Source organism: Pseudomonas sp. PF05 (assembly GCF_056521845.1).
Map to the genome: position 1 here is coordinate 982755 of NZ_JBWLPW010000001.1, position 13852 is coordinate 996606.

General features: G+C 60.4%; 9 protein-coding genes. 1 reads left to right on the forward strand and 8 read right to left on the reverse strand.

The window, feature by feature from the left end; all coding sequences use genetic code 11:
• Nucleotides 1–20: 20 nt before the first annotated feature.
• Complete coding sequence (locus AC09SL_RS04380) at nucleotides 21–3470, forward strand: O-linked N-acetylglucosamine transferase, SPINDLY family protein (RefSeq protein WP_058546300.1); 3450 nt, start codon at nucleotides 21–23, stop codon at nucleotides 3468–3470.
• A 73-nt stretch (nucleotides 3471–3543) separates the two neighbouring features.
• Here AC09SL_RS04380 and AC09SL_RS04385 read toward each other — a convergent pair whose 3' ends face one another.
• From AC09SL_RS04385 to motA, 8 genes are all read right to left on the reverse strand, one after another.
• Nucleotides 3544–4863, reverse strand: coding sequence for a UDP-glucose dehydrogenase family protein (locus tag AC09SL_RS04385; protein ID WP_058546299.1), 1320 nt, complete (start codon nucleotides 4861–4863; stop codon nucleotides 3544–3546).
• A 6-nt stretch (nucleotides 4864–4869) separates the two neighbouring features.
• Nucleotides 4870–5562 carry an RNA polymerase sigma factor FliA gene (locus tag AC09SL_RS04390; protein WP_058546298.1) on the reverse strand — a complete coding sequence of 231 codons (693 nt, stop codon included), beginning with the start codon at nucleotides 5560–5562 and terminating at the stop codon, nucleotides 4870–4872.
• 179 nt (nucleotides 5563–5741) lie between these two features.
• Entirely contained in the window at nucleotides 5742–6254 is a 513-nt protein-coding gene (locus tag AC09SL_RS04395; RefSeq protein ID WP_064106794.1) for a hypothetical protein, read from the reverse strand.
• Nucleotides 6251–8542 carry a flagellar biosynthesis GTPase FlhF gene (gene flhF, locus AC09SL_RS04400; RefSeq protein ID WP_058546296.1) on the reverse strand — a complete coding sequence of 764 codons (2292 nt, stop codon included), beginning with the start codon at nucleotides 8540–8542 and terminating at the stop codon, nucleotides 6251–6253. The genes AC09SL_RS04395 and flhF overlap by 4 nt, the downstream gene beginning before the upstream one ends.
• Entirely contained in the window at nucleotides 8539–10632 is a 2094-nt protein-coding gene (gene flhA / locus AC09SL_RS04405) for a flagellar biosynthesis protein FlhA (protein WP_058546295.1), read from the reverse strand. Before flhA ends, flhF begins: the two co-directional genes overlap by 4 nt.
• Nucleotides 10629–11798 (reverse strand): flagellar biosynthesis protein FlhB, encoded by a 1170-nt coding sequence (gene flhB, locus AC09SL_RS04410; protein WP_058546294.1) that lies wholly within the window; start codon nucleotides 11796–11798, stop codon nucleotides 10629–10631. Before flhB ends, flhA begins: the two co-directional genes overlap by 4 nt.
• 103 nt (nucleotides 11799–11901) lie before the next feature.
• Nucleotides 11902–12804 carry a flagellar motor protein MotB gene (motB, locus tag AC09SL_RS04415; protein WP_058546293.1) on the reverse strand — a complete coding sequence of 301 codons (903 nt, stop codon included), beginning with the start codon at nucleotides 12802–12804 and terminating at the stop codon, nucleotides 11902–11904.
• The gene (gene motA / locus AC09SL_RS04420) at nucleotides 12801–13685 is read right to left on the reverse strand and encodes a flagellar motor stator protein MotA (protein ID WP_058546292.1); all 885 of its coding nucleotides are present in this window, start codon (nucleotides 13683–13685) and stop codon (nucleotides 12801–12803) included. Before motA ends, motB begins: the two co-directional genes overlap by 4 nt.
• Between the last annotated feature and the right edge of the window lie 167 nt (nucleotides 13686–13852).

The window sequence follows — 13852 nt, forward strand, 5'->3', positions numbered from 1 at the left end:
CCTTTGCGAGGCTGTCCTTCATGCCCAAGCCCTTACGCGGCCGATTGCACAAAAAAACCACCTCTGCGACCTCAAATCGTGCCGCGGATACGCGAGACCTCGCCCAGGCGCGACGGCTGAGCCAGCAGCGTCCGCGTGACCCACAGGTATGGAAAGACTTGGGCAATCTGGAGTTCAAGGCCGAGCCTGAGCGAGCACTGGCCAGTTTCGAGCGAGCACTGAGCCTGCTGCCCGACGACCCACAGACGTTGGAGTTGGTGGCCAAGGCGGCGCAAAAGCTGGGTCAGGCCGATCGGGCCCAGGCGCTTGCCCTCCAGGCCCTGGGAATAGAACCCGATTTCGCAGCAGGCCATCATCGCTTGGCCACGCTTTATTTTGAAAAAGGCCAGTTCGCCAAAGCCTTGCAGCACATCGAGCGGGCACTGGAGATTTCCCCCGATGACTGTCGCATGCAGTCCAGGAAAGGCTTGGTCCTCAATCGGCTTGAGCGCTACAGCGAGGCCATCGCCGTGTTCGACAAGCTGATCGTGCGAGAACCGGGTGACTACAGTCACTGGAACAATGCGGCCAATCTGTACAAGGACATCGGTCGGTTGGCCAAGGCCGACGAGTACTATCAAAAGGCAGTGTCGCTGGCCCGGCGCAAGGATGTACTGCCGTACTCCAATCGCCTGACGTCGCTGCATTACGATCCTGAGCGCAGTCGCGACTACATCTTCGAGGTCTGCAAGCAATGGCAGTCGCGCTTCGGGCCGAAACCCGTTCCGCCACGGCCCGAGGCACAGGATCGAGCCCCGGACCGATGCCTGCGTATCGGTCTGGTGTCCGATGGCTTGCGCCAACATCCGGTGGGCAACATGATCGTGGGGGTGCTGGAGAAGCTGCCACGGCATCAGTTTGAATTGTTCGCCTACAGCACCAGCCAGGTATGTGATCACTTGACGCGACGCATTCGCGCGACGGTTCAGCAATGGCTCGCGATCAAGCATATGGATGAGCACACCCTGGCCCAGCGCATTCGTGACGACCGGATCGATATCCTGATCGACTTGTGCGGTCACAACGCCGGCAACCGGATGGGCACCATGGCCTTGCAACCGGCACCATTGCTGGTCAAGTGGGTGGGCGGGTTGATCAATACCACGGGGCTGGACGCGATCGACTACCTGCTCAGCGACCGCATCGAGTCGCCTGAAGGCGAGGATGCGTACTACACCGAAAAACTCATTCGCCTGCCCGACGATTACATCTGCTACGACCCACCGCCCTACACACCGGACATCAAGCCGTTGCCGGCGCTGGAGAACGGATTCATCACTTACGGATGCTTCAATAATCCAACCAAGGTCAATGATGTCCTGTTGGCGCAATGGGCGAAATTGATGCTGGCGACGCCTGCATCGCGCTTGTTGCTCAAGGGCGGGGCATTCGGCAACAGTGAGCTGCGCGAACATGTGCATGGTTTCATGGCCCGCCAGGGCATCGACCCTGAGCATGTGCTCGTGGAGGGGCCGGTCGGTCACAAGGCGCTGCTGGAGGCTTACAACCGTATCGATATTGCGCTCGATCCCTGGCCTTATTCCGGCGGCTTGACAACCTGCGAGGCTTTATTGATGGGCGTGCCGGTGGTCACCTTGCCGGGGCCGACCTTCGCCGGGCGCCATTCGGCCACCCACCTGGTCAATGCCGGTTTTCCAGAATTGGTGGTCAACAGTTGGGATGAGTACCGCCAGCGGGTGATCGGCCTGGCCGGGGACGTGAAAAGCCTTTCCACGATCCGCGTTCACTTGCGTGATGTGCTGATGCGCTCACCGGTCTGTGACAGTCGTCGTTTTGCGAGCCACTTCAGTAATGCCATGCGGGCCATCTGGCAGCGATACTGCGAGGGCAAGCCCCCGGCGGCCTTGACGTTGGACACGCAGGGGCAGGCCAGGTTTGGCGATGAGCCCGATAGCGTGGAGCTCCAGCACCCGATTGCGCCGCTTGAAGAGCAGGGGTTCAGTTTCAAGTTTCAGGGCAAGATCGTTACGCTGGATCATGGCGCGACACTGGTGGCCTCGGCGCAGTTTGTCGAGTTGCAAAGGCTGGGCGCTTTTTCGACGATTGCATTCGATCCGGCCAGTCGCGTAGCCAATGCCAAGCAATTGGGGCAGATGGGCGAACTGCATCATTACCCCCATGCGGCATTGGGTGATGGTCGGGCGACGACCCTCTATGCGTGCCTTGATCCGGCCATGAGCGCCACGCTGGAACCTCTGGGCGCGGCCCATCCGGATTCCGGTTCCAAAGTCCTGGCCAAGCTTGCACTGCCGACACTGAAGCTCGACAGCATCAAGGGTTTGCAGTCCGTTGACTGGCTGTTGCTGGACAACCTGAGCAACAGCGTGGCCGTCATTGAACATGGTACGCGGCGGCTGGCCGATACGCTGCTGGTGCAGGCGCGCATCAACTTCACACCGACCCATCGTCAACAACCCGATATGGGGCTTATCAGCAAAAGTCTTGCGCGACTGGGTTTCAGTTTCTATCGATTGAACAAACTCCAGCACGCCAGCCATCTGCCGCAGGACGAGCATTGCGTGCAACTGCGCGCGTCTCATCTGGTCTGTGCAGACGCATTGTTCCTACCTGACGCGGCGCGACTGGCGTCACTGTCGGACAACCAGCGTTTGAAGCTGGCGTTCATCCTGCACACGGTATATGGCGTGCATGATGTGGCGACGCAACTTATCGCGGCAATGGACAGTGATTTGGCGCAGCAGTATCGCCAGCATTGCCAGGGTTCATCGCCGTCCCGCCCGGCCGCTGCGGCGCAGCGGGGTGAAGCAGGCGCCACAGGCAACGATGCCCCCACCCCAAGTGCCGCGCAGGCACTGATACAGGAACCCCAGGTGACGTTCCCCGAGGAGGTCGCGGTTTATCTCAGGCGCATTTATTCGCAGGCGTCGGTGATTCTGGAATACGGCAGTGGTGGCTCGACCATCATTGCCGCCAGGATGCCAGGCAAATCGGTCATTTCGGTAGAAAACGACGCGCATTGGGCCAAGAACATGCAGGACTGGATCGCCAGTGCTGAGCTGCCATCGCGGCCGGTGATCTATCCCGTCGATGTCGGCGAAACCGGAAAGTGGGCGCGGCCAAAAAACGCCCGGGCCTGGAAACGATTCCACACTTACCCACTGAAGGTCTGGGACGAGCCGTTTTTCCAGGAGCCCGATGTCATTCTGATCGATGGACGCTTTCGGATTGCCTGCTTCGTGACTGCCTATCTGCGGGCGAACAAGCCGATGATCGTGCTGTTCGATGACTACCTCGACCGCCCTCACTATCACGTGGTCGAGCGATTGCTGGCGCCGACCGAGTTTGTCGGTCGGATGGCCAGGTTTGACTTGCGTCCTCTGACTGAAGTACCCCGGTCGGAGTTGACCTGGCTGGTGGGGAGCTATAATGAGGTGGCCTACGCCGAGTGACGGATGGAACGTTCCCATGGGGACATGGGAACGTTGTCGCTGAGGAGCCGGGGAGGCGGTGATGACGCCACGCTCACCTGCCGATTGCCGAATAGGTCAATCCGGCGTCCAGCAGAGCCTTTGGTTCGTACAAGTTGCGCCCATCGATCACCACGGCAAGCTTGAGTTGCTGTTTGAGCCAGGTGAAATCGACGCTGCGAAAGGCTTTCCACTCCGTGCAGATCACCAAGGCATCGGCACCCTTGACGGCTTGTATACGGTCTGCGGCCAACAGCAAATCGTCGCGTTCGCCATAGATGCGCCGACACTCCAGCATCGCTTGCGGGTCGTAGGCCTGTACCTTGGCGCCAGCGTTCCACAAGGACTCCATCAAGTCTCTGCTGGGGGCGGCGCGCATGTCGTCGGTGTTGGGTTTGAACGCCAGTCCCCACACGGCAATGGTTTTATACCGCAACTGACCGTCCAGGGCCCGTTCGAGCTTTTTGAACAGGGAGTTTTTCTGTCGCTGGTTGATCGCTTCGACCGCTCTGAGCAATTGCGGGTCGTAGCCGACATCCTGGGCCGTGCGACTGAGGGCTTGTATGTCCTTGGGGAAACACGAACCGCCATAGCCGCAACCGGGGTAGATAAAGTCATAGCCGATCCGCGGATCGCTGCCGATGCCATGGCGAACTTCTTCTATGTCCACCCCAAGGCACTCGGCGAGGTTGGCCATTTCATTCATGAAACTGATTTTTGTCGCCAGCATGGCGTTGGCGGCGTACTTGGTCAGCTCGGCGGCGCGCAGGCTCATGAACATCAGCTTGTCGTGATTGCGGTTATAGGGGGCGTAGCACTCGCGCATGAGGGCTTTGACCGCGTCCGACCCGGTGCCGACGATGATGCGTGCGCCGCGGGTGAAGTCGTCGATGGCGGCGCCTTCTTTCATGAATTCCGGGTTGGAACAGACCTCGAACGGCAGTTGCACACCGCGATCGGCCAGCGCAGCGCGAATGCTCGCCTGGACCTTTTCCCCGGTGCCAACCGGGACGGTGGATTTGTCGACGATGACCTTATAGCCCTGCATGTGCTGACCAATGTTTCGTGCTACGGCCAGCACATATTGCAGATCGGCGCTGCCGTCCTCGTCGCCCGGAGTACCCACGGCAATGAACAGCAGATCGGCGAAGGCAACGGTTTGTGCGGCATCAGTGGAGAACAACAGGCGCCGAGCCTGGACATTGGTATGGATCAGTGCGCTCAGACCGGGCTCATGGATCGGTACTTCGCCGTTGCGCAGCAGCTCGATGCGTTGGGGGTCGATGTCCATGCACATCACCTCATGGCCGACATCGGCAAGGCAGGCACTTGCCACGAGCCCCACATAACCTGAGCCGAATACGCTGATCTTCATGGTTCTCTACTCCGCCATGCTTGCGCGTAGGCGGGCAATGGCCTGGCTGTGCAACTGACAGACACGGGACTCGCTGACACCTAGCACCAGGCCAATCTCCCGCAGGTTGAGTTTTTCGTGGTGGCACAGCGCGAGCAGCAGTCTTTCCCGCTCGGGCAGGGCGTCAATGGCGCGCATGAGGTGGGTACGGTTGCGATCGTTGACGAGTTCGGCAAAGGGGGTGATATGCCGGGAGCACGTCTCATCGATGTGCTCTTCGTTCACATCGTCGATGGGCAGCATCTGGCTGCCGTTGGTGTCGCTGAGTACCTGATGATACTGGGCAAGTGTCAAACCCATTGCGTCCGCGATTTCACGCTCTTTGGCCGGCCGCCCCAGGCTTTGCTCCACGCGATGCATGGCATTTTCGAGCGCGCGCGCGTTGCGGCGCACGCTGCGAGGCACCCAGTCACGGGTACGCAGTTCGTCGATCATGGCGCCGCGGATACGCTGCGAGGCGTAGGTTCCGAACGTCGCCCCCACGTTCAAGTCATAGCGAGTCATCGCATCAAGCAGGCCAATGCTGCCGGCTTGAATCAAATCATCCAGCTCGATATTGGCTGGCAACCGCGTTTTCAAACCTAATGCTTGCCGTCGGACCAAGGGTAAATACTGCTGGAGCAATTCCTGCTGGTTCATCTTGCCCTGTGCCGTATACATCGTGCGCGCCTGCGAAAGACAAAAAAATGGCAATGAGCATCCGCACAGTTGGAAGCCGTGTGATGCCTGGAGTCGTAATATCAGGATTATTACCGCTCCCCCGAGCCCCTTAAGCGTGGAACAGCCATGCGCTACACGACATGTTCCCCGCTTAGGTGTGCCAGCCAATGGCGAATGACTCAGTGGCCTGCTTCATCGACGAGCAACAATCGAATGCCGAGATAACGTCGGGCCGCATCCTGCAAGTTGCCGAGCAGGCCCTGTCGGGAAAATCCGGGGTGCAGCGCCAGTACCTGGTTGGGGCCACCTTGCTCGCCGAGCTGGCGCAAGGTCTGGAACGTCCGGCGGAAAGCATCCAGGTCGCTGTCGACCCACAGGCCCCAGCACGGTTGCCGCTGGGCCAGTGCTTGCAGGTCCTGGCGACTGTTGCACACCGGTAGCACGTGCCAGCGGTTGGGGTGACCGACCCAGGGGTGACCCTGGTGGTGCCAGCGTTCCAGGGTTTGATAAACCTGGCCTGCCATCTGCGCCGAGCCGAACAACATCAAGGTTCGATCTGGCGGCGTTGGCGATAACCGTTCGACCTCTCGGACCGTCGCAGTGGGGGCGGCCTGGTTTTGCCTGGCCCAGCGCCGCAGGCCGGCGGCCTGATCCAGGGTGTCCACCGCAGATAGGAACTGGGGGCCAGTCATGTGCAAATACGGGTGGGAGGGTTGTGCATGCGGGTGAAAGCATCGTTGAGCGTCAGTAAATGCAGCAAGCTTTCAAGGAGCCTCGATGCGTTGTCGGTGCGCTTTCCAGGCAGCAGGCCCACCAGTTGGGCGCGTGCCTGAAAGGCCCAGTCCTCGCTGTCGTTGCTCAGCCGCACGGCGGTTGCTGCCAGTCCGGCCGCCAGGTACAAGCGAATTTCGGCATTCAGGTGCGGCTGAATGCCGGTCAATAGCGTCCAGCCACGCCCGGTGAGCCTGGCCAGTTCATCATGCTTCAATTGCAAGATGAGATCGGCCATCTGACCCTGCAAAGCTTCTTGTATGTCGCCACTGGCCAACCACCAACGTTGCCCCAGGCACTGGCCGCCATGGCTGTCATGCAGCGTGCCGAACCAAGCGCGCAAGGGGGCGTGAGGCGCGCCCTTGAGCGTGACCGGCAGATGGCTCAGGTTCAGGCGCACGTTGCGGCCGCGGTACCTGAGCTCATGAACAGTCACCTCGTCGCAGCAGCTGAGCAACGTGCCAAGGGGCTTATGCTCACCTTGATAGACGACCCGCTGGCGACCTTTGACGGGGCTTAACCACGTCTGCCCGTTATGACGCAATACTTCAAGTACTTGTGGGCTCGGGCAGGCGGACCACACATGACGATGGGCCGGCCAGCGCGGCTGGCACCAGTCCAAGCGTGGTTGCGGACCGATCGGCATTCGGTGTGTCAGCCATGGCCGGGCCTCCAAATGAGCAGCGTTGTCCACCGTTAACAGAGGCATGTTCCACGTGGCTCCGGGCATGGGGCGAGGCGTTCCCCACAGCAGCAGGCCATTGGGTTCGGCAGGCGTCCAACGCTCCTGCGTGCTCAGGAAGGCCGCCCAACGCTGGTGCTGCACCGCTTGGGGCAGCACCATCAGCGTCCAGGTATCGAGCAGTTGCGCAAACCCTGCAATCTGTTGGCTCAAGCTGTTGCGCAACGACGAAATAATCCGGCTCTGGCTCAATAAACCGCGCACGAGCGCGTCCAGTTGCCGAGGCGTCGAGACGTCCGGTTTTGCAGCGAACAGCGACGGGTGAGAGAGATCCAATGCTTGTTGCAGGAATGTCGACGCGGCGGGTAGCTGCAAGTCCTCAGGTACTTGCTGGCCGACGGACAAGTAATTCAGGCACAGGCCGTGGCGGATAATGATATCCAGCGCCGGCCCCAGCCGTGCGGCCTCATCGCATTTGCTGAGGATGCAATCATCCAGTCGGCAACCGGCAGCCAGCGCGGCACTGCGATAGATTTGCACCACTTCTTCGAGGGTGTCGCCGTGGCTGGTCGCATTGATCACCAGTATCAGTCGCAGGGCCTGGCGGCTTGAGCCCAGTTGGGTGATTTGCTTGAGCAAGCGTTGATCGCGTTGGCTCATGCCTACGGTGTCGATAATCACCAGTCGCTTGTCGGCCAGTTCGGCCAGCAGCGGATCAAGTTCCGCCGCAGGCCCCGGAGTGTGCAGTTCGACACCCAGTAATTGAGCGTAGATACGCAGTTGTTCGTGGGCGCCGATACGAAAGTGATCAGTGGTGATCAAGGCGACCTGACTGGCGCCATGGCGCATCACATATCGGGCCGCCAGTTTGGCGGTCGTGGTGGTTTTACCCACGCCGGTCGGCCCCACCAGGGCGATGAGACGTGTGTTGTCGAACAGTTCAGCCTCATCGACAAGTTGATTCAGTTGGCTGTCCAGCTTTAGCGCCAACCAGCTTTGCAGCCTGGCTGGGGTGGCGTCAGGGCCCAGCAGCGGGGTAGGCGTCGTGCCGAGTATTTCCTCGCTCAACTGAGCACTGAAACCTGCATCAAGCAGCCGGTTGAGCAATTGGGACCGGCAGCCCAGGTCGGTGCCCGAACGTTGTGTCTGGCGATCGATGAGCTGGCGCATGTCCTGGATTTCGTTCAACAGGCGCTCACTCAGCGCGGCGAAATCCATGACGGTTGCTGATGTGGCGCTCGCCGCCACGGGCCGTTCAACAGGCGGGGGAGATGGCCTGCTGAGCTGGTTGGCGTATGCGGCAGCGGCTTGGCGCGCGCTGACCTGCACGATGTCGTCCGGTTCGGCGAGTGTGGCAAGCGTTGACGCTGCACCGGCCGGCGGCTGTGCTTCTGGTGCCAGTGCCATGATCTCGACACCGTCTTCGGTCATGCGACTCGACAGGATCAGGGCTTCGTCACCCAAGACAAGACGAACCTGATTCATCGCCTCGCGGCTGTTGGCGCCGATAAAACGTTGGGCACTCACTTGGGCGTTGCTCCTATCACGTTAATCATACGAAGCGTGCGGTCATCCGGCACTTCGCTCAGGGAGATCACCGTCAATTGACGCAAGCGTCGCCGCAAGAAGCGCGACAGCACTGGGCGCAGCTTGTTCGGCACGACCAGCACGGGCGGTTCGCTGCTGACTTCCTGGCGCTTGAGGGCCAGCGACGTCTGGTGCATCAGGTTGTCCGCCAGGCTAGGCTCCAGCGACCCACCATTGCCCACGGCCTGCATCAATACCTGTTCAAGGTTGAAGTCCAGTCCGATGACTTTCAGTTCGGGTTTGTTGGCAAACAACTGATTGACGATCGAGCGGCCCAGGGCGATGCGCACCACGGCGGTCAGCTCTTGCACATCCGGCGGTTGCTGCGCGCCGCCATGTTCGGCCAGGGCATCGAGAATGGTGCGCATGTCACGGATCGAGACGTTTTCTTCCAGCAGGTTCTGCAGCACGCGTTGCAAGACGGTCAGCGTCACCAGCTTGGGCACGACTTCGTCGATCAACCCTTTGCTGTCTGGACCGAGTTTGTCCAGGAGCTTTTGCACTTCGCCGCGGCCGAGCATGTCTTTGGCGTGTTGGTGCAGCAAATGGTTGAGGTGGGTGGCCGTCACGGTGCTGGCGTCGACCACGGTGTAGCCATAAATCTGTCCGTGTTCACGCAAATTCGGCTCGATCCAGATGGCCGGCAAACCAAACGCCGGGTCCACGGCCTCTGTGCCTGCCAACTCGTGGGTGACCTTGCCAGGATTGATGGCCAGCCACTTGCCGGGAAAGATTTCGCCGCGCCCGATCTCAACGCCTTTCAGGCTGATGATGTAGGTGTTGGGTGACAGCTCAAGCTTGTCGCGCACATGCACCACTGGGGGGAGAAAGCCGACGTCCTGGGCGAACTTTTTGCGCAGGCTTTTGATACGTGTGACCAGCTCGCCTTGCTGGCGTACATCCACCAATGGAATCAGTCGGTGGCCCACGCGCAAGCTCAAGGTATCGACCAGCTGCACGTCATCCCATGTGGCTTCGGTACTTTGTGACGCCGATTTGGGCAACAGGGTCTGGATCGAGTTTTCCACGGGCGCCTCCTCCTGTTTGGAGAACCACCAGCCCAGGCCGCCGAGCAATCCGGTGAGGATCAGGAACACCAGGTTGGGCATGCCCGGGACCAGCCCGAGCAACCCCATCACGCCTGCGGTCATCATCAGCACTTTGGGCCGACTGAACAGTTGGCCCATCATCTGTTGGCCCACGTCCTGTTCGGTATTGACCCGCGAGACCGTGACACCCGCGGCGATGGAAATCACCAGGCCAGGGATCTGAGCCACCAGACCGTCGCCGATGGTCAGCATGGTGTAGGTGTGAGCGGCGTCGCTGAAGACCATGTCGTGTTGCAGGATGCCGATGGCCAGGCCGCCGATGATGCAGACCGCCATGATGACCAGGCCCGCTACCGCGTCGCCCCGCACGAATTTGCTCGCACCGTCCATGGACCCGAAGAAGTCGGCTTCCTGGGCGACCTCCTTGCGTCGTTGGCGGGCTTGCGGTTCGCCGATCAGGCCGGCGTTCAAATCGGCGTCGATTGCCATCTGCTTGCCGGGCATCGAGTCCAGGGTAAAGCGCGCGCCGACCTCTGCGATCCGTCCGGCACCTTTGGTGATCACCATGAAGTTGATGGTGACCAGAATCAGGAACAACGCCAGGCCCACGGCGAAGTTCCCGCCCACCAGGAACTCGCCAAAGGCCTCGATAACCTTTCCGGCGGCATCGGGGCCTGTATGCCCCTCCATTAGAATCACTCGGGTCGAGGCGACGTTGAGCGACAGGCGCAGCAAGGTGGTGAACAGCAACACAGAGGGAAACGCAGAGAAATCCAGCGGCTTCTCCGTGAGCATGCTCACCATCAAGACCATGATTGCCAGGGCAATGTTGAAGGTGAAGAGCAGGTCCAGAATAAACGTCGGCAGGGGGAGGATCATCATCGACAGGATGAGGACGATCAACACGGGCCCGGTCATGATCTTCAGGTCAGTTTTGGCCAGCCAGGAATCAGGTCCGAGTAAGTCGGTCATGCCTTTCATTCGTTCTGCTCATCCTCAGGTTTCGCGTTACGCGGGCCACGCTGGTCCATACCCGGTGGTACGGACAGATTGACCGGGGTCGGTGGAACGTCACCGCCATGCTCATTGACGCGCTTGAGGCGTATGGCCCAGGCGACGACTTCGGCGACAACGGTGTAAAGCTCAATGGGGATTTCACGATCCAGATCGACGTGGAAGTAAAGGGCGCGAGCCAGTGGGGGCGCTTGCAGCACGGGCAAGTCATGTTCCTGGGCGATTTCGCGAATGCGCAGGGCCACATCGTCGGCACCCTTGGCAACCACCCTGGGGGCGCCGTGCTCGTCTTTTCGATAAGACAGGGCCACGGCGAAATGGCTGGGGTTAGTGACGATGACGTCGGCCTTGGGCACCTTGCTCATCATCCGTCGCCGCGCACGTGCCTGCTGCAACTGACGGATTCGCGCCTTGATGTGGGGGTCGCCGTCGGCGTTCTTGTGTTCCTGGCGTTGTTCCTCCTTGGACATGCGCAGGTTTTTCGCGTACGTCCACAACTGATAAGGCGTGTCCATGCCAACGACGATGATCAATGCCGTCACACACATCGCACAGGACTTGGCCGTCAACTCCATGACCGCTGCCAGGGCTTGCTGTGCGGGCATTTGTGGCAAGGCCAGCAATTGCCCTATGTGCGCCTTGAGGAAGAAGTAGAGCACCGTGCCGATCAACGTCGCCTTCGCGATGGCTTTTGCCAGTTCGACCAACACCTGCACGGAAAACAGCCGTGCCAGCCCACTCATCGGATTGACCCTCGAAAACTGCGGCCGTACTGCGGCCAGGGTAATCACCAGTCCTCCCAGTAGCGCCGGTGCGGCCATGGCTGTGAAGGTCATCAGGGCGAAGAACGGGACCAAGGCGAACAGCGCGATCTGGCTCAATGACCAGAGCACACTGAGCATGCGTGCGGTGTCGAACAGTTGTGCGCGTTCGAACAGCAGCGCCTGCTCCATGACCTGACCGAGGTTGTCATACAGTTTGCCGCCCATCATCCACAGCCCGCCGATGCCGGCCAGCAGCATGACGAAGGTGTTCAGTTCTCGAGAGCGTACGACCTGGCCCTGTTCACGGGCCTTCTCTATGCGTCGCGGCGACGCCGCTTCGGTCTTGTCCTCTCTGCTGGTCTCGGCCATGGCTCTCCAAGCGCCTGCGGCGACCCGCGCGACATGTCAAAGGTCGCTATTGTGCGCAGCCGCCCAGAGACCCGATCGTGGAAACACCACACACAATCGAGCGCTAATGTCCGGTTTGTTCCGCAGGTTTGCTTGTGGAGGGCTCCGAGGGGGTTGGTTCAGGTATGTCCAACGGACCGTATTCGTCCTGGGACAAAATCCGCTGCGCAGCGCGGCTGTCCAGCACGATGATTTCGATTCGTCGATTGGACGCATCATAAGGGCCGGCACCGTGGAAGCGGATGCGATCGGACATGCCGGAGACACGCAGCAACTTGTCCGAATCCAGGCCGCCGGCGACCAGCTCCTGGCGAGAGGCTTTGGCGCGGTCGGCGGACAAGTCCCAGTTGTTGTAGCCGGCCTCACCGCCGGGATACGGGTGACTGTCGGTATGCCCGCTGATTTGAATGCGATTGGGCAGCTCATTGAGTACGGGGGCGAAGGTCCGCAGGAGCTTGCGTAAGTACGGCGCGACATTGGCGCTGCCCAGTTCGAACATGGGGCGTTTGTCCGTGTCGAGCAACTGCACGCGTAAACCTTCCGGGCTCAGCTCTATCGAAATCTGCTGCTTGAGCTCCCTGAGTTGCGGATCGCGCTCCACGGCACTTTCCAATCGTTGCTTGAGTGACTCCAGGCGGCGGCGTTCCTCGCCGGACAAGTGTTCGGGGCGCTGATTCAGGCGTGCCTGCTCGCCCTGGGAGAAGCGTGGGTCCGGGCCTCCGCCGGGAATTGCACGGGTGCTCGCCGAATTGCGATCGCCTTTGCTCATGGCGACCAGCAAGGGGGTACTGAAATATTCGGCAATGGCATCCTTGTCGCTTTTGCTGGCGTTGGACAATACCCATAACACCAGAAACAGCGCCATGAGCGCGGTCATGAAGTCGGCGAAGGCAATTTTCCAGGCCCCGCCATGATGTCCGTGCGCGGCCTTTTTCTTGCGCCGGATGATGATCGGCTGCTCGCTCATACTTTTTCCAGGCCAAGTGGGGCGTTGCCACCGCTGCCACGCACGTAGCTTTCCAGCTCCAGCGCGCTGGGTCTTTCGCTGGTGTGCAGGGCCTTTCGACCGAACTCAACGGCCAGTTGCGGTGGCAGTCCTTGCAGGCTCGCCAGCAGCGTGACACGAATGCACTGCAGCATCTTGGCGGACTCGGCGGCTTGTCGATCAATCCGGCTGGCCAATGGTGCAACCACGCCGTAGGCCAGGTAGATGCCGAGGAAGGTGCCGACCAGTGCATGGGCAATCATCTGGCCCATCAAGTCCGGACCCACGTCGACCGAGCTCAAGGCTTTGACCACCCCCATGACCGCCGCAACGATGCCGAAGGCCGGTAATGCGTCGCTGACTTTGTACAGGGCGTCGGAGGGCAAATGGGCTTCGTGTTCGAACTCTTCGATTTCGTGCAGCATCAGTTCGTCGAGCTCGTGGGTCTGCATGGCGCTGCTGATCAACAGGCGCAGGTAATCGGTGATGAAATTGATGATCATCGGATCGCTGGCCAGTCGCGGGTACAGGCTGAAAATCGGGCTCTGACCGGGCTCGTCGATATCCCGCTCCAGGGCGAGCATGCCTTCGCGCCGAGCCTTGCTCAGCAGGATATACATCAGCGCCATCAGCTCCATGTACAACGCTTTGTCGTACTTGGCGCTACGTTTGAAGCGTGAGACGGCGTTGAGCGTGGCCCTGATGGCCTTGCCGTTGTTCGCGGCGATGAACGCTCCGATACCGGCCCCTCCAATCATCAGCAGTTCAGTGGGCTGATACAGTGGGCCCAGGCTGCCACCGGACAGGACGAAGCCACCGAACACCGACAAAAGTACAACGGTAAGCCCTATTGCGATGAGCACGTGGTCGTTCCTTAATTTCAAGAAATAGATGACCTGCGGAATATCGGCAGGGGTGTCCAGAACTTGAATTATTTTCTTCGCTTTGCGGCGCGGGCGCGGCGGGGGGGCGGCAGGTGGTGCAGGCAAAATTCCACCGGTGCGCGCAAGCGCCCGGTGGCAAGGGATAA